Below are 16123 nucleotides of genomic sequence, written 5' to 3'. Positions count from 1 at the left end.
CCCGGCTCCGGCATACTGCCCGCATGGACCCCTCCCTGGTGTGGCTGCCGGCCGTCGTCGCGCTGGCCGCGATCACCCTGGGCGGCACGCTCCAGCGGGTGAGCGGAATGGGTGTGGGCATGATCGCCGCACCCACGCTGTCCCTGCTCCTGGGCCCGGTGGCGGGGGTGACGCTGTCCAACGTGGCCGCCTCGGTGTCCGCGGTGCTGCTGTTCGCGATGCTGCACCGGCATGTGGACTGGCCGCGCTTCGTCCGCCTCGCGCCGTTGCTCGTGACCGGCTCGTTCGCGGGGGCGTGGGCCGTGCGGGTCCTGGACGCCCACGCACTCGAGATCCTCCTGGGGTCCTCCGTGCTGGTGGCCGTGGCCGCCGTCCTGGGCCTGCAGCAGCGCTTCACCGCCCAGGGGGACGGGGCCGTGTTCGCCTCCGGCGCCGTCGCCGGGTTCATGAACACCACCGCGGGCATCGCCGGGCCGGCGCTCGCGGTCTACGCGGTGGCGAGCCGGTGGGACCAGCGCTCGTGGGCGGCCACCCTCCAGCCCGTGTTCCTGCTGGCCAATCTCACCTCGCTGGTCACCAAGTCGCTGTTCGGCGCGGCCGTGCCCGCGGGGCTGCACGTGCCGTGGCCGGTGTGGGTCGCCGTGGTGGTGGGCGGCCCGCTGGGTGTCCTGCCCGGTTCGGTGGTGGCCCGCCGGGTGGACCCCGCGAAGGCGCGCGTCCTCGCGATCTGCCTGGCCGGCGTCGGGGGCACGCTGGCGCTGGTGCGCGGTGTGGCCGGCACCCTGGGCTGAGGCGGGGCCGGCGCGCAGGCGTCAGGGCAGGAGGGAGCGCACGGCCGCGGCCAGCGTGTCCCGCACGTCGTCCACCGTCAGGTCCTCCGGGGCCAGGTGCCGCTCGACCGACAGCGTGTGCACGAGCATCAGGAGCATGGCCGCAGTGTGTGTGACCTGCTCGTCCGGGACGTCGGCCAGCACGCGGTGCTCGCGCAGCAGGCCGGCCAGGAAGTCCCGCCGCCGGACGGTCAGCGTCCGGTAGGCTCTCCCCACGGCGGGCTCGCGCAGGCCCACGGCCTGGAACTCGTGGAGGAGCAGGGGCCAGGAGCCCGTGGTCTCGAGCACGACGTCGGCCAGGGCCTCCGCCACGCGGGCCACCAGGTCCTCGCGCGGCAGGTCGGGGTCGTCCAGGGCGTCGGCGACGCCGTCCATGGCTCGGGTGGTCGCCCGCTCGAACTGGACGGTGCAGGCGGCGGCGAAGAGGTCCGGCTTCCCCGCGAAACCGGAATAGACGGCGCCCTTCGTGTAGCCGGCCTCCGCCGCGATGCGGGCGAGGGAGGAGCGCGCGTAACCCTCCCGTCCGAACACCCGAGCCGCGTGGTCGAGGATGGCCGCGCGGACATCCTCGCGGCGGGGTCGGGTCGCCATGTTGCCCTCTCGATGCCGATGGTATTGAATACCGATGGTATTGAATCCGCCTCGACTCGGCAAAGAGGGCCCATGTCTTCCACTCCCACCGACGCCGATCACCATGGCCCCGGGCCCGCCCCCGACCCGGCGCACCTCGACGACCTCCCGCCCGCCACCCTCGTGGCGCGCGGTCTGACCCTGCGCGGCAGTCGCGGGCCGGTGTTCGGCTCCCTCGACCTCGTGCTGCCCCCGCAGACCCACCTGGCCGTGCTCGGAACCCAGGGCTCGGGCCGCTCGGCCCTGCTGCTCGCCCTCACGGGGCGCCTGCAGGGCGTGCGGGGCGAGCTCGTGCTCACCGGCGGCCCCGTGGACGTCGCACTGGACGGGCCGGAGCGGCCCGCCGCCCGCGCGTACCGGCCCCCGATCGACGCCGCGCGCCACCCGCACGCCCTGCGCGCCCGCACCGCCGTCGCCCACACCACCGACGTGGTGGAGCTCGAGCCGGCGCTGACCGCGGCCGAGGTCGTGGACGAGCGCTGTCTCACCGACGGCGTGCGCCGCCGCGCCGGCCGCGCACGCTTCGCCCTCCTCGCCGACGCGGTGAGGCTGACCGTGGCGCCGGAGGCCGTCGTCGGGGAGCTGTCCGCGCCCGATCGCGCGCTGCTGGCCGCCGTCGTCGCCTGCCTGCGCCCGGCCCGCCTCGTCACCTTCGACGACGTGGACGCCACCCTGACCCTCGATCAGCTGGTCGCGCTCCACGCGGCCCTGGACGTCCTCAAGGACCACGGCCACCCGTTCGCGGTGAGCGCCGTGGCCTCCGCGCCCGTGCCGCGCGACGCCGTCGTCCTCACCCTGCCCCCCGTCCGGGAGAACTGATGCTGTTCCGCTACGAGCTGCGACGCTTCCGCCGTGGCCTGCCCCTGCTCGCCCTGCTGTTCATCTTCCTCGTCCCCGCCATCTACGGCGCCCTCTACCTGTCCGCGAACTGGGACCCCTACGGGGCCATGGACCGTCTGCCGGTGGCGATCGTCAACGAGGACGAACCCGTCCAGCGCGGCGACACCACGCTGCGCACCGGCGCGGACATGACCGAACGCCTCAAGGACGACCGCGCCTTCGACTGGCGCGAGACCACGCGCGAGGAGGCCGAGGAGGGACTGCGGGAGGGCCGGTACTACCTCGTCCTGGAGATCCCCGCCGAGCTCAGTCGTGACCTCGTCAGCCCCGAGGGCGGCGGGACACCGCGGCAGGCGCAGATCACCCTGCGCCGAGACGACGCCAACGGCTTCGTGATCGGCTCCGTCACGAACGCGAGCCAGGCCAAGGTCGAGGCCGCCGTGAACCGGTCCGCGATCGAGGCGTACTTCGAGGCCGTCTTCTCCAGCCTCGGCGAGCTGCGGTCGGGCATGGTGGACGCCGCCGACGGCGCCGCGCAGCTGGCCGACGGCACGGCCTCCGCGGAGGACGGCGCGAGCCAGCTGGAGGACGGGATCGTCCAGGCCCACGACGGCTCGGGCAAGCTGGCCGAGGGCGCGGGCCAGCTCGCCACGGGTGCGGGTGACCTCGCGGACGGCGCCGCCCAGGCCGACGACGGCGCCCAGCGACTCGCCGAGGGCGCCGCATCCGCGCAGGACGGGGCCGGCCGCCTGGCCGACGGGCTCGACCAGGCGCGCGAGGGATCCCAGGCCCTCGCCGACGGAGCCGGGCAGCTCGCCGAGAACGCCCCCGCCCTGCGTCAGGGCGCCACGGACCTCTCCGACGGGCTGGCCCAACTGCAGACCGGATCGGCCGAGCTCACCGACGGCGCCACGCAGGTGGCCGACGGCACCCAGCAGCTCTACGACACGGTGATCCCCGGCCTGGACCAGGTGATCGAGCGGCAGGACGCGGTGGCCGCCGACGTCGCCGCGGTGGACGAGGACGTCCAGCGGGTCGCCGAGGTGGCCGGCACGGCCGAGGACGGCGCGGGCGCCCGCATCGCCGACGCGCAGGCCGCCCTGGCCGAGCTCGCCGAAGAGGACCCGACGCTCGCCGAGTCCGAGCAGTACGCCGCGCTCCAGGAGGCGCTCACCGGCGCGGACGAGCGGGTGACCGCCGTCGCCGGCCGCGCCGAGGAGGCCGCCGCGACCTCCGCGGCCGCCAACGAGCGCGTCCAGGGCTTCGTCGAGGACGACGTCGCCGCCTCCGCCAAGGCGGATCTGACGGACCTCAACGACGGCGCCCACGCCGTGGCCGCGGGCGCGGAGAAGCTGCAGGGCGGGATCGGTGAGGCGAAGGACGGGGCCGACTCCCTCGCCGACGGCGCCGGGAAGTTCGCGGACGGCCTCGAGCAGCTGGGCTCCGGCGCGACCGAGCTCGACGGCGGCCTGGCCCAGCTCCAGGACGGCGCCGGGGAGCTGCAGTCCGGCCTCGGCGAGCTGACGGACGGGGCGACCACCCTCGCCGAGGGCAACGCCGCGCTCCACGACGGGGCGCTGACCCTGCAGGACGGTGCGGGGCAGCTGGAGTCCGGCGCCACCGAGCTCGACGGCGGCCTGGCCCAGCTCCAGGACGGCGCCGGGGAGCTGCGCGCCGGCCTCGGCACCCTCGACGACGGCGCCCACGAGCTCGCCTCCGGGCTCTCCGACGGCGTCGACCGCGTCCCCGCCCTGACCGAGGACGAGCGGGACGAGGCCGCCCTGGTGATGTCCCGGCCGGTGGAGGCCGTGATGCAGGTGGACAACTCCGCGGAGGTCTACGGCCGCGGCATGGCGCCGATGTTCTTCTCCATCGCGCTGTGGGTGTTCGGCATCGCCGCGTTCAACATCATGCGGCCCATCAGCGGGCGGCTGCTGGCCGGGCGCCGCAACCCGGTGGCGATCGCGCTGGCCGCGTGGCTGCCCGTGGGCATCGTGGCCGTGGGCGGCGGCCTGCTCATGCTGGCCGCCACGCTGCCGCTGGGCCTGGCCCCCGTGCACCCGGTGCGGGCCGTGGCCCTGACGGTGCTCGTGGCCGTGGTGTTCTCCCTCATCGCGCACCTGATGCAGACGGCGCTCGGCACCCCCGGTTCGGCGCTGCTGCTGGTCCTGCTGGTCCTGCAGCTGGCCTCCACCGGCGGCACCTACCCGGCCGAGGTGCTGCCCGGCTTCTTCCAGGCGCTGCACCCGTTCATGCCGATGAGCTACTCCATCGAGGCGTTCCGCAACGCGATCTCCGGCGGTCCGGACCAGCGCTTCTGGGTGCCGGTGGTCGTGCTGATGGGCATCGGGGCGGCGGCGCTCGCCCTGGACGTGCTCGTGGTGCGGCGCCGGCGTCGGTTCCGCATGAAGGACCTGCACCCCGCGCTGCAGGCCTGAGCGGGGATGACTTCCGCACCCCGCGCCGCCGTCGTCCGTCCGGCCCGCCCCGAGGACGCGCCCGCGATCGCCGCGATCGCCGCGGCCACCTTCCCGGACGCCTCCCCGGCCTCGCTGCCGCGTGCCGCGGTGGAGGCGCACATCGCGTTGCACCTGAGTGAGGCCGCCGTGGCCGCGTGGATCGCGGACCCGGAGCGGATCGTGCTCGTGGGCGCCGCGGCCGACGCCCCGGAGACCCTGCTCGGCTACGCCATGTACGAGACCGCCGCGGCCCCCGAGGCACCCGTCACGGAGCGGCTCGGCGACGTGCCGGCCGGCCACCTCTCGAAGCTGTACGTGCTCGCCGAGGGGCGCGGCACCGGGCTGGCCGAGGCCCTCGTGCACGACGGCGTCGAGCGGCTGCGGCGGCTGGGGTTCCGGCACGTGTGGCTCGGCACGAACGCGCAGAACGCACGGGCCAACCGGTTCTACGAGCGCCTCGGCTTCGAGACGGTCGGGGCGCGGCAGTTCGTGGTCGGCGGGGAGCGGGTCGAGGACGACTGGGTGCGGCTGCTGACGGTGGCGTGAGCCGGTCGCCGCTCAGCAGGCCTCCGGGCCGTCCGGGTCCTCGTCGGGGTCGAACCACGCGGACGGGTGATAGTGCACCGCGGCGAGCCCCTCGTCGTCGGCCAGGTGGGTCTGGGCCCCGGGCACGGAATCCGTGTTCTGCCCGGCCACCGCCTCCCACGCCCCGGTCTCGGTGCGGCGCACCACGAGCAACAGGACGCCGGTGCGCTCGCCGGCCTCGTCGCCGTCGGGCGCGGTCTGCCCCGTCATGGTCCACGGCGCGTGCACCACTGCCACGTCCCCGAGCTCCCGCACCCGCACGCGCCCGAGCTCGAGCCGCGAGTGCGGGAACATCCAGCGGAAGCCGAGCGCGTGGTTCACCCGGATCTGCCGACGCCGCCTCCACCACACGCCCACCACGTTCACGAAGTCCGCGTCCTCGGCGAACAGCTCGGCGAGCGCGTCGGCGTCGGCGGCGTTCCAGGCGGCCGCGAAGGCTTCGGCCACCGCGGCGGGGCCGGTCGGTCGGGCCGCGACGTCGGCGGTGGGGTCCGCGGGGGACATGGCTGCTCCTGGATCGGGGAAGGGCGGGTTCAGCGGGCGGGTCCGTAGGCCAGCGTCAGCACGACGGCGGCGAACAGCACCGCCATCACGGCCAGGACCGTGAGCACGGCGCGCAGGGCCGCACGCGTGCGCGGGTCGGCCGGGGGCGGTGCATCCGGACGTCGGGTCACGCTCGCCAGTGTGGCACGCGGCACGGCGCGAGGGGCGCGTGCGTCGGCGCGCGTCGAAGGCGCCTCCCAGCCGGGGCTCAGTCGACGCTGAAGCTGCGGATGTGGTTGCTGAACACGAAGCGGTCGAACACGGTCCGCGCCGAGCTCGGGTCGTCCGCGTGACCACTCTGGGCCGTCTACGGCGGATCGAGCCCCGCCGCCGGCCGGCCTCCCATGCCCGGCCGGTTCCCACCTCCGCCCGCCCGCCCGGCAGGGGTGGTCCCGGGCCGGGCGGCCTTGGGATGATGGGTGCCCCCGGAGAAAGGTGCCCGATGCCCCCGCCCGTGCCGCAGCCAACCCGCCGACAGATGCTCCTGGCCGGTTCCGCCCTGCTCGGATCGGGACTGCTGGCCGCCTGCGGGCAGGACGGGGAGGACGCGGCGTCGTCGTCCGTGCCGACCTCGTCCGCGCCCACCTCCGCCGCCCCCGCTGGTCCGCCGCCCGCCGGCGAACCGGTGGCCTGGTCGGACGTGGCCCGGGTTCCGCACCTGTTCTTCCACTCCCTCGTGGTGGACCCGGCCCGCGCCTTCGACGGCGACGACAAGGCCGGCGGCTATCTGGACTTCATGGTCACGGTGGACGAGTTCGACGCCGTCATCCGGCAGGTCTACGAGCGCGGTTACGTGCTGGTCTCCCCGCACGAGCTGTACGAGGTGGGGGAGGACGACGTCGTGCGCCCGAAGACCCTCATGGTCCCCGAGGGCCGGACCCCGCTGATCCTCTCCCTGGACGACTGCTCGTACTACCTCTACATGGACGGCGACGGCTTCGCGGACCGCCTGATCGTGGCCGAGGACGGCCGCGTCCGCAACGAGTACACGGACGCCGAGGGCACCACGCACGTCGGGGCGTTCGACGTCGTCCCGCGCCTGGACGACTTCCTCGCCGAGCACCCGGACTTCAGCCTCAACGGCGCCCGCGGCGTGCTGGCCATGACCGGCTACGACGGCGTGTTCGGCTACCGCACCTCGGCCCGCGAGTTCGGGGACAGCCCCACGTTCGACGCCGACGTCGCGGCCGCCACCGAGGTCGCCGACGCGCTCAAGGACAGCGGCTGGGAGTTCGCCTCCCACACGTGGGGCCACCGGACGGTGCCGAAGCTGACCATGGAGGAGCTCGAGTTCGACATGGGGCACTGGCACGAGGAGGTCGAGCCGATCCTCGGCCCCACGGACATGCTCATCTACCCGTTCGGCGCGGACGTCACCGGCCCCGGCACGTACACGGAGGACAACGAGCGGTACCGCTACTTCCGCGAGCTCGGCTACCGCTCCTTCTTCCTCGTGGACGGCACCTCCAAGGCGTGGGGCCAGCTCGAGCCCGGCTACTACCGCGGCTCGCGCATCAACGTGGACGGCATCAGCCTCGCCGCGGCCGTCTCGGGCGAGCGGCCCGTGCTGGAGGAGTTCTTCGACCCCCGGTCCGTCCTGGACCCGGCCCGCCCCGAGTCCATCCGCGGCCCGAAGAAGCCGAGCCCGGCGCCGTCGTCGCCCGCCGCGGCCCCGAGAACCCCGCGACCCTGAGGAGAGCACCATGTCCATCCCCGCCACCGAGGTCGAGGCCCGCTGGAACGCGGCCGCCGAGCCGTTCACCGCCGTCGTCCGGGAGGTGCGGGACTGGGACGCCGCCACCCCGTGCGAGGGCTGGGACGCGCTGGACCTGCTGGACCACGTGATCGCCGGCCAGCGCGACTTCGCCGCCCGCCAGGGCCGTGAGGTGCCCCTCTTCGACGGCTCCCGCCAGCAGATGGCCACCCAGTGGGCCAAGCACGCCGCCGCCATGTCCGCCCTCGCCGGTGACGAGGAGTTCATCCTGCGGCCCATGAAGACCGCGCTCGGGGAGATGCCCGTGGGTGAGGCGTTGATCCGCTTCCACGCGTTCGACGTGATCGTGCACCGTTGGGACCTGGCCCGCTCGCAGGGCGTGGACGCGCGGTTCACGGACGCGGAGATCGACTGCGTGGAGGAGTCGCTGGAACTGTTCGGCGACGCCGCCTACACGCCCGGCATCCTGGGCGAGCCCGTCCCCGTGGCCGACGACGCCGACCGGCAGACCCGCCTGCTCGGTCGCCTGGGCCGTCGGGGCTGAGACCAGGGCAGGACCCGTCCCCGCACCCCAGGAGGCACCGTGAGCGAGTCCACCGGTTTCAGCGCCGCGGAGCAGGCCGCGATCGCCGAGCGCGCGCAGGAGCTGCGCGCCCAGCGCGGCGGCAGGAAGAAGGCCGACGCCCTGCAGGACCTGCTGGTGAAGATCGAGGAGATGCCCGAGCAGGACCGCGCCATGGCGGTGGGGGTGCACCGGATCGTCACGGAGGCGGCCCCGGAGCTCGAACCCCGCACCTGGTACGGCATGCCCGCCTACGCGCGCGGCACGGACGTGCTCGTGTTCCTGCAGGTCAGCAGCAAGTTCGGCGTGCGGTACACAACCCTCGGCTGACGTCCGGCGCAGAGTGGTCACGACACGCCGCGTCGCGCACGCGGAGACGGCGTGTCCTGACCACTCCGCGGGCTTTCCGGCCCCTCCGAGCCCGCCGGCCCCTCCGCGGCCCGGGCTGCCCGTCGCCAGCGCCGCACCGCCCACAGGGTCAGACCGCCCACGGCGAGCCAGCCCACCCCGAGCAGCACGCCGTTCACGACGCCCGGGCGCACCGCGAACGCCCCCATCGCCACGAGGGAGAGCTGCCCGGGGATCACGCCGACCGCGGTGGAGCCGGCGAAGATCCCCAGCGGCACGGCGAGCGCGCCCGCCCCGTAGTTCACGGGCCAGTACGGCAGCCCCGGGGCGACGCGCAGGGCCAGCAGGGCGAGGAACCCGGTGTCCTCGAGCCGCCGCTCCACGGTCTCGGCGTGGCGGCCGAGCCCGCGCAGGACCACCTCGCGTCCGACCGCGCGCGCGATGCCGTACGCCCCGAGCGAGCCCAGCAGGGCTCCGACGACGGACAGCACCGTCCCCTCGATCGCGCCGAAGAGCACACCGGCGGTGACCGCCATGATCGTCACGGGGATGGGGGTGAGCGCCACGGCCGCGTACAGCACGGTGAACGCCAGCCAGCTCCACCAGCCGAAGCCGTCCAGCTGGGCGCGCAGCTCGTCCACGCCGGGCAGGCGCACGGTGAGTGCCAGCCACACGAACGCCGCCACCACGAGGACGAGGGCGGCGGTGCGCAGGATCGACACCCCGCGGTGCCCTGTGCGGGCGGGCAGGGTGGAGGCGGCGCCGGAGTCGCGCGGCGGCACGGCGGTGGAGGGCATCGGCTCAGGCTACCGGCAGCCGCTCCCTCCGCATGTCCTCCCTGGCCTGCGGTCACGCCCTGCTCTGCTTTGCTGGATCACACGCGTGTGACTCATCCACACCTGTGGACAACTCTGTGGAGAACCCTGTGCACGCGGCCCGCCGGGTGTGGACGGAGGGGCTCAGACGGTGGACGCGCCGGGCGCGTCGTCACCCGGCCGCGCCTCGCCCGGCCCCGCCGCCGGCTCGTCCTCGAAGACGGGACCGCCGTCGTCCTCCCAGGCCGCGGCGGCGTCGTCGTCCCTGTCGGTCTCCTGCACCTGGTCGTGCAGGCGCTCCATGCGGGTGTCCAGGTCCGCAGCCACGCGGGCGGCGGCCACGAGCTCGGTCGCGATGTCCGGGGGCACGCCGCCGTCGAACTTGTAGTTGATCTTGTGCTCGAGCGTGGCCCAGAAGTCCATGGCGCTCGTGCGGAACTGCATCTCCACGGTCACCGGGATCGTGCCGGTGGACAGGTGGATCGGCACCTGCACGAGGCAGTGCAGGCTGCGGTAGCCCGAGGGCTTGGGCCGGGAGATGTAGTCCTCCACCTCGAGCACCCGGATGTCCGGCTGCTGCGTGAACTGGCGGAACACGCGGTACACGTCCCGGGCGAAGCTGACGATCACGCGCGCCCCGGCGATGTCCGTGACGTTGGTGCGCAGCGCGTCCAGGTCCAGGGACAGCCCGCGGGCGGAGGCCTTGCGCAGGATCGACTCCGGCGACTTCACCCGCGTGACGATGTGCTCGATGGGGTTGTAGTCGTGCAGGTGCGTGAACTCGTCCCGCAGCACCTCGAGCCGCGCCTCCACCTGGAGCAGGGCCGAGCGGTACTCGAGGTCGAAGCGCTCGACGTCTCGGCGCAGCCGCTCCAGCGCCCCTGACGCCGCGGGGGTGAGCTGCGTCAACTCGGACACGGGGGTGCCGCGCAGCGCCTCGACGTCCGCCGAGGGCGCGGGCGCGTCCGGGGAAGGGTCCTGCTCCATGGCCTCAGAGCCTACGGCGGGATCCTGCGAGACGGCAGGCCGTCCACAGGCCCGACGGCGGCCCGTCAGTCCTCGGCGGGGATCAGCACGCGCTCGAAGGCGGCGCGCTCCTCGTCGGAGACGGCCACGGGCCGCCCGGCCGCCGGGTCCACCTGCACGAACACGGCGTCGCACAGCACGCAGCGCCGCCCGTCCTGCCACAGCTCGTGGCGCAGCGTGAAGGACGTCCGGCCGATCCGCAGGATCCACACCCGCGCCGTCACCTCGGGCCCGGCGTAGACCACGGGCGCCTCGTACTGGACCTCCATGGACCGCACGACGCGCTGGACGTCCGGGGACGCCGTCGTCGTGGCCCACGCGGCCAGGGCGCGCACGCGCGCCTCCTCGGCGAGGGTGAGCAGGCGGGCGTTGTTGACGTGGCCGTAGCGGTCTTCGTCGGACCAGCGCAGCTGCAGCCCGACCTCGAACGGGGTCGGCGTGCCGGCGTCGGCGGGGGTCTCGGGGGTGGTCGGCTGCGTCACGGGGTGAACACCTTTCCTGGGTTGAGGATGCCGTGCGGGTCGAACACGGCCTTGATGCGCTGCTGGAGGTCGTGCTGGGCGTCGCCGAGCTCGTCTCGCAGGAACGCGCGCTTGAGCAGGCCCACGCCGTGTTCGCCGGTGAGCGTGCCGCCGAGTTCCAGGCCCGCGCGGAACAGCTCGCCGGCGGCCTCCCACACGTCCGCCGGGATCGACGCGGCGTCCTCGGCCGCGCCGCCCACCTGCGCCGCCGCGCCGAACAGCAGGATCGGGTGCAGGTTGCCGTCCCCGGCGTGGGCCGTGGTGGGGATGGCGACGCCGGTGCGTGCCTCGATCTCACGGATCCGCGCGAACATCTCGGCCATGCGGCTGCGCGGGACGGCCACGTCCTCCACGAGCGGGGTGCCGAGGCGCTCGAGCGCGGGGAACGCGGTGCGGCGCAGGGCCATGAGGGCCTCCCCCTCGGCGGGGTCCACGGTCACGGTGACGTCCCCGCCGTGGGCGCGCATGAGGGCGGCCATGGCCTCCCCGTCCGCCTCGGCGCCGGCGCCGTCGGCCTGCACCAGCAGGAACGCGCCGGATTCGGGCAGGGCGGCCCCGCGCTCGGGCCCCGCGTGCGCGCGCACCGCGGCGAGCGTCGCCTCGTCCATCAGCTCCATCAGGGCGGGCACGTGACCGGCCCCGGTGATCGCCTCGGCCGCGGCGGCGCCCGCGACGACGTCCGGGAAGAACCCGCCGAGCGTCACGGGCACGCCGCGCACGGCCGGCCGCAGCGCCAGCGTCGCGCCCACGATCACGCCGAGCGTGCCCTCCGAGCCGATCATCAGCGCGACCAGGTCGTAGCCGGTCACCCCCTTGACGGTGCGGTGGCCCAGCCGCAGCAGGGTGCCGTCCGCGAGCACCACGTCCAGGCCCAGCACCGCCTCGCGCGTGACGCCGTACTTGGCGCACAGCAGCCCGCCGGCGTTCATCGCGATGTTGCCGCCCACCGTGGAGATGTCCTTCGACGCGGGATCCGGGGCCCACCACAGCCCGTGCTCGGCGAGCGCGGCGTTCAGCGCCCCGTTGAGGATCCCCGGCTCGACGACGGCCACGCGGTCCGCGGGGGAGACCTCCAGGATCCGGTCCATCGCGGTCATGTCCAGGACGATCTCGCCCGCCCCCGCGACGGCGCCGCCGGCCAACCCCGTGCCCGCTCCGCGGGTGACCAGCGGGGTGCGGGTCCCGTGCGCGATCCGGCACGCGGCCTGCACGTCCTCCACCGTCCGCGCGCGGACCACGGCCAGCGGCGCGGCGGGGGAGCGATGCCCCGAGCGGTCCGCCCGGGCGGCCTCGAGTGCGGCGGCGGAGACGTCCACGCGGCCGGGCAGCTCCGCCTGCAGGCGGGCGACGACGTCGGCGGGCGGGGCGTCCGCGGCAGGCGGGGCGGCGCGGGTCGGGTCGAGGGGTGCGGAGGAGTCCATGTCCACCAGTGTCGCCGATCACACGGGGTGGAACGTGCGTCGGCCGGTCCGATGACGCGCCCGGCCCCGTCCCTAGACTGGCGACCATGACCTCCCCGGACCCCGCTGCGCCGCGCCCCCGCGTCCACGTGCTCACCCTGCGCCCGGGTGGAGCCCGCGAGGACACCGCCCGCCGCGTGGGCGCCGTCCTCGCCGAGGCCTTCGCCACGGACCCGTACACGCTCGGGCTCGTGCCCGAGGACCGGCGCGAGGCCCGCCTCGAGCGCAAGTTCACCGCCGCCGTGCGCCACGGGCTGCGCGCGGGGGCCGACGGCGCCCCGCTCGGCGCCGTGGACGTCGCCGTGGACGCCGACGATGGCACGCTGCTCGGCGCCGCCGTGTGGACCTCCCCCGCCGCCCCCCGCGGGGTCGACGTGCCGGGCCTGCTGGCGGGGCTGCCCACCGCGGTCGCCGTCCACGGCCGCCACACCCTCGCCCTGAAGCGGATCCAGGCCGCCTGCGAGCGTGCCCGCCCGGCAGGCCGGCACTGGTACCTTGAGGAGGTCGGCACCGTCCCGTCCGCCCGCGGGCGCGGGGCGGCGAGTGCGCTGGTGCGCCACGGCCAGCGCCGCGCGTCGGGTCTGCCCGTGCACCTCGAGGCGTCCGTGCCCGCCACCGTCCCGTTCTATGAGCGGCTCGGCTTCCGTGCGACCGGCCACGTGCCCGTGCCCGGGGGCGAGCCCCTGACCTGCCTGCGCTGGGAGGCCTGAGATGAGACACCCGATCCCCGACTACCTGGCGAGCCTGATCACCGAGCTCGGCGCCGTGAACCCGGGAGAGACGGCCCAGTACATCCCCGTGCTCGCGGAGGCGGACCCGGACCGCCTCGGCATCGCGCTGGCCACCCCCACCGGGCGGCTGCACTCCGCGGGGGACGCGGACGTGGAGTTCACCATCCAGTCCGCGTCCAAGCCGTTCACGTACGCGGCCGCGCTCGTGGACCGGGGCTTCGCCGCCGTGGACCGACAGGTGGGGCTGAACCCCTCGGGCGAGGCCTTCAACGAGCTCTCCCTCGAGGCGGAGTCGCACCGCCCGGACAACGCCATGATCAACGCGGGCGCGCTCGCGGTGCACCAGCTGCTGGTGGGGCCGGAGGCGAGCCGGAAGGAGCGGCTGGACCGGGCCGTGGAGATCATGTCCCTGCTCGCCGGGCGTCGGCTCGCGGTGGACCGGGAGACGTACGAGTCCGAGATGGCGGTCTCGGACCGCAACCTCTCCCTGGGGCACATGCTCCGCAGCTACGGGGTGCTGCAGGACTCGGCCGAGGAGATCGTGGCCGGGTACGTGGCGCAGTGCGCCGTGCTCGTCACCGCCAAGGACCTCGCCGTGATGGGCGCGTGTCTGGCCACCGGGGGCATCCATCCGATGACGGGTGAGCGCGTGCTGCCGTCCATCGTGGCGCGGCGCGTGGTGTCCGTGATGACCTCCTCCGGCATGTACGACGCCGCCGGGCAGTGGCTCGCCGACGTCGGGATCCCGGCCAAGTCCGGGGTGGCCGGCGGTGTGCTCGGCGCGCTGCCGGGCCGCGTGGGGATCGGCGTGTTCTCGCCGCGCCTGGACGAGGTGGGCAACTCGGCGCGCGGCGTGCTGGCGTGCCGCCGCCTCTCCGAGGACTTCCGGCTGCACCTCATGGACGGCGACAGCCTGGGCGGAACCGCCGTGCGCTTCGTGGAACGCGAGGGTGACCGCGTGTTCCTGCACCTGCAGGGCGTGATCCGGTTCGGCGGCGCCGAGGCGGTGCTGGACGCGCTCACGGACCTGCGCACCGGTGCGGAGAAGCCCGGCACCGGCTGGGACGCCGCCGTCTACCCGCGGTGGCAGGAGGCCGCGGCGGACAGCGCGGCGCTCGCGGCCGCGACCGGCGGCGGGGCGGTGTACGAGGCCGCCGCCGTGGCCGCCCGAGATGAGAACGACGGGCCCATCCGCACCGTGGTGCTCAACCTCACGCGGGTGGACCGGATCGACGACGTCGGCCGGCGGCTGATCGCCGAGGGCGTGCGCCGGCTGCAGGCGGACGGCGTGCGCGTGGAGGTCGAGGATCCGGAGCGCATCCTGCCGCTGGAGGAGGCCGGCGCCCACTGAGGCGGCGGGGCGGGCAGGAGGGGGGGCGTGGCGGTGCTCTCCGTCTCGCTCCCTTTCGTTCAACTGCTGTTCATGTGACAATGGGCGGTCTCATCCCTTGACCCCGCTGTTCGAGGACGACCCCCATGCCCCTTTCCACCCTCCGCGTCAGCCTGCCCTCCCTCCGCCGCACCCGCCCCGCCCCGCAGGGGGTCCGTGGGCGGATCGCGCACGCCGTCGTGTCCCGGCTGCAGCCGCGTCCCGTGCCGCCGGTGGACCGTCGGACCCGCCTGGCGTGGCAGGTCTCGGGGGCACTGCCGCTGATCGGGTGCCTGACCTCGTTCCCCATCGGGATGTCCAAGGACTCCATGGTGATCCCGGGCGTCGGCTATCAGGGCGGGTTCCCCGCGGGCTGGTCCCACGCCCTCAACCAGCCGGCGTACTTCACGTGGCTGTCCAACGCGCTGGTCGCGGGCACGTCGCTGACGCTGGCCGCGCGTCGTGAGGCGCCCACGTCGGACGCGTTCTGGGCCGTGCGCACCGCCGGACTCGGCTCGGTGATGGTCACGGGGATCGTCTACAACGCGGTGCTGCGCGGCCGCGAGCAGGACACCTTCCTCTACCGGTTCAACGACGCGCTGCAGCACATCGTCAACCCCGTGCTCGCCCCGGCGGTGTGGGCGCTGTGCGACCCCCGCGGGCAGATCACGCCGCGGCGCGCCGGGCTGGCCTCGGTCATCCCGCTGATGTGGGCGGCGGCGACCATGGCGCGCGGGCCCCGCATCGACTGGTACCCGTACCCGTTCCTGGACGTGCCGCGGCTCGGCCGACGCAGCGTGGGCGTCGTGCTCGCCGGGATCCTGGCCGGCTTCACCGGGCTCATGGGCGTGCTCGGCACCGTGGACCGCCGCCTCGGCCCGGCCTGAGCGAGGGCGGTCCCCGGCGCTTTCGAACGTGAGAGAGGGCCTATCTCACGTTCGAAAGCCCCCATTCGCCCCCTTTCACGTTCGAAAGCGCGGGTGGGAGGGGCCGACGACGGCGGCGGCGCGTCAGTCGCCGCGGACGGCCTCGGCCACGGGCACGTCGCCGTCCACGAAGTCGATCTTCCGGCCCACCGTGCCCGGCTCGCTGAGCACGGCCACGATCGCCCGGGCGACGTTGCCGCGGCTGGCCCCACGCTGCGGGGCATCGGAGTCGGAGAGGTCCGGGTCCACGGTGATGCGGCCGGACGGCTCCTCGTCGGTCAGGGCGCCGGGACCGAGGATGGTCCAGGCCAGCCCGGAGTCCCGCAGCGCCTCGTCCGCCTCGGCCTTGGCCTGCGCGTAGGTGTAGAAGGGGTCGTCCTCGGGCACGTCGTGGTGCAGGGACGCGCCGAGGTAGGACACCATCACGTAGCGCCGCACGCCCGCGGCCTCGGCGGCGCGCATGCTGGCGACGGCGGCGTCGTGGTCCACGGCCCGGGTGCGCTGGGCGTCCCCGCCGCCCGCGCCCGCGGAGAACACGACGTTGTCCGCGTCGCGCAGCGCGTGGAGCAGCTCCTCCTGGTCCGCCTTCTCGATGTCCAGGACGAGCGGTTCGGCGCCGGCGGCGCGGACGTCCTCGGCGTGATCGGGGTTGCGGATGATCGAGACGACGTCGTGGCCGGCCTCCGCCAGCAGAGGTGCGGCGAGCAGGGCCACCTTGCCGTGGCCGCCGATGATCACGGTGCGGGTCATGGGAATCTCTCCTT

At 74.8% G+C, this 16123-nt stretch carries 18 protein-coding genes; 10 read left to right on the top strand and 8 right to left on the bottom strand.

Going from position 1 to position 16123, the window contains the following annotated elements; all coding sequences use genetic code 11:
• The first annotated feature begins 23 nt into the window (after positions 1–23).
• Positions 24–791, top strand: a complete 768-nt coding sequence (locus AC0VX2_RS11320) for a sulfite exporter TauE/SafE family protein (protein WP_020624714.1) — start codon at positions 24–26, stop codon at positions 789–791.
• A gap of 21 nt (positions 792–812) precedes the next feature.
• Here the strand turns inward: AC0VX2_RS11320 and AC0VX2_RS11315 are convergent, their stop codons facing one another.
• A complete protein-coding gene (locus AC0VX2_RS11315; protein WP_020624715.1) occupies positions 813–1421 on the bottom strand; it encodes a TetR/AcrR family transcriptional regulator in 609 nt (202 codons plus the stop codon).
• A 72-nt stretch (positions 1422–1493) separates the two neighbouring features.
• On the opposite strand from AC0VX2_RS11315, the gene AC0VX2_RS11310 reads away from it, so the two are divergent.
• The 3 genes from AC0VX2_RS11310 to AC0VX2_RS11300 are packed head-to-tail and all read left to right on the top strand — an operon-like array spanning position 1494 to position 5305.
• Positions 1494–2279, top strand: coding sequence for an ATP-binding cassette domain-containing protein (locus AC0VX2_RS11310; RefSeq protein WP_043279211.1), 786 nt, complete (start codon positions 1494–1496; stop codon positions 2277–2279).
• Complete coding sequence (locus AC0VX2_RS11305; protein WP_020624717.1) at positions 2279–4738, top strand: YhgE/Pip family protein; 2460 nt, start codon at positions 2279–2281, stop codon at positions 4736–4738. Before AC0VX2_RS11310 ends, AC0VX2_RS11305 begins: the two co-directional genes overlap by 1 nt.
• Before the next feature lie 6 nt (positions 4739–4744).
• On the top strand, positions 4745–5305 hold the full coding sequence (locus AC0VX2_RS11300) for a GNAT family N-acetyltransferase (protein WP_020624718.1): 561 nt from the start codon (positions 4745–4747) through the stop codon (positions 5303–5305).
• Between the two features lie 12 nt (positions 5306–5317).
• On the opposite strand, the gene AC0VX2_RS11295 is transcribed toward AC0VX2_RS11300, so the two are convergent.
• Together AC0VX2_RS11295 and AC0VX2_RS11290 are read right to left on the bottom strand one after the other, a co-directional pair.
• Entirely contained in the window at positions 5318–5848 is a 531-nt protein-coding gene (locus tag AC0VX2_RS11295) for an SgcJ/EcaC family oxidoreductase (protein WP_020624719.1), read from the bottom strand.
• Between the two features lie 29 nt (positions 5849–5877).
• Positions 5878–6018 (bottom strand): hypothetical protein, encoded by a 141-nt coding sequence (locus AC0VX2_RS11290; protein WP_017488522.1) that lies wholly within the window; start codon positions 6016–6018, stop codon positions 5878–5880.
• Positions 6019–6329: 311 nt separating this feature from the next.
• Between AC0VX2_RS11290 and AC0VX2_RS11285 the strand changes: the two genes are divergently transcribed.
• The 3 genes from AC0VX2_RS11285 to AC0VX2_RS11275 are packed head-to-tail and all read left to right on the top strand — an operon-like array spanning position 6330 to position 8493.
• Complete coding sequence (locus AC0VX2_RS11285) at positions 6330–7580, top strand: polysaccharide deacetylase family protein (protein ID WP_020624720.1); 1251 nt, start codon at positions 6330–6332, stop codon at positions 7578–7580.
• Positions 7581–7590: 10 nt separating this feature from the next.
• Positions 7591–8145 carry a TIGR03086 family metal-binding protein gene (locus AC0VX2_RS11280; protein WP_020624721.1) on the top strand — a complete coding sequence of 185 codons (555 nt, stop codon included), beginning with the start codon at positions 7591–7593 and terminating at the stop codon, positions 8143–8145.
• 39 nt (positions 8146–8184) lie between these two features.
• Complete coding sequence (locus AC0VX2_RS11275; protein ID WP_036314546.1) at positions 8185–8493, top strand: hypothetical protein; 309 nt, start codon at positions 8185–8187, stop codon at positions 8491–8493.
• Positions 8494–8510: 17 nt separating this feature from the next.
• Here AC0VX2_RS11275 and AC0VX2_RS11270 read toward each other — a convergent pair whose 3' ends face one another.
• The 4 genes from AC0VX2_RS11270 to AC0VX2_RS11255 all read right to left on the bottom strand — a co-directional run bounded on the left by AC0VX2_RS11270 (position 8511) and on the right by AC0VX2_RS11255 (position 12294).
• A complete protein-coding gene (locus AC0VX2_RS11270; RefSeq protein ID WP_020624722.1) occupies positions 8511–9308 on the bottom strand; it encodes a TVP38/TMEM64 family protein in 798 nt (265 codons plus the stop codon).
• A 162-nt stretch (positions 9309–9470) separates the two neighbouring features.
• Entirely contained in the window at positions 9471–10313 is an 843-nt protein-coding gene (locus AC0VX2_RS11265) for a GTP pyrophosphokinase (protein WP_036314511.1), read from the bottom strand.
• Positions 10314–10378: 65 nt separating this feature from the next.
• On the bottom strand, positions 10379–10834 hold the full coding sequence (locus AC0VX2_RS11260; protein WP_060974353.1) for an acyl-CoA thioesterase: 456 nt from the start codon (positions 10832–10834) through the stop codon (positions 10379–10381).
• Entirely contained in the window at positions 10831–12294 is a 1464-nt protein-coding gene (locus AC0VX2_RS11255; protein ID WP_239074307.1) for an FAD-binding oxidoreductase, read from the bottom strand. Before AC0VX2_RS11255 ends, AC0VX2_RS11260 begins: the two co-directional genes overlap by 4 nt.
• 86 nt (positions 12295–12380) lie before the next feature.
• On the opposite strand from AC0VX2_RS11255, the gene AC0VX2_RS11250 reads away from it, so the two are divergent.
• The 3 genes from AC0VX2_RS11250 (at position 12381) to AC0VX2_RS11240 (ending at position 15320) form a co-directional block, all read left to right on the top strand.
• A complete protein-coding gene (locus AC0VX2_RS11250; RefSeq protein ID WP_020622112.1) occupies positions 12381–13043 on the top strand; it encodes a GNAT family N-acetyltransferase in 663 nt (220 codons plus the stop codon).
• A 1-nt stretch (position 13044) separates the two neighbouring features.
• Positions 13045–14415, top strand: a complete 1371-nt coding sequence (gene glsA, locus AC0VX2_RS11245; protein ID WP_020622111.1) for a glutaminase A — start codon at positions 13045–13047, stop codon at positions 14413–14415.
• Positions 14416–14540: 125 nt separating this feature from the next.
• On the top strand, positions 14541–15320 hold the full coding sequence (locus AC0VX2_RS11240; RefSeq protein WP_100058928.1) for a Pr6Pr family membrane protein: 780 nt from the start codon (positions 14541–14543) through the stop codon (positions 15318–15320).
• A 123-nt stretch (positions 15321–15443) separates the two neighbouring features.
• On the opposite strand, the gene AC0VX2_RS11235 is transcribed toward AC0VX2_RS11240, so the two are convergent.
• A complete protein-coding gene (locus tag AC0VX2_RS11235) occupies positions 15444–16109 on the bottom strand; it encodes an SDR family oxidoreductase (protein WP_041104097.1) in 666 nt (221 codons plus the stop codon).
• Positions 16110–16123 lie beyond the last annotated feature (14 nt).

The sequence above is a fragment of the Micrococcus sp. iso_239 genome (genome assembly GCF_056173395.1).
The sequence above is the reverse complement of the archived record's forward strand: the minus strand, read 5'-3'. Positions and strand labels throughout refer to the sequence as shown.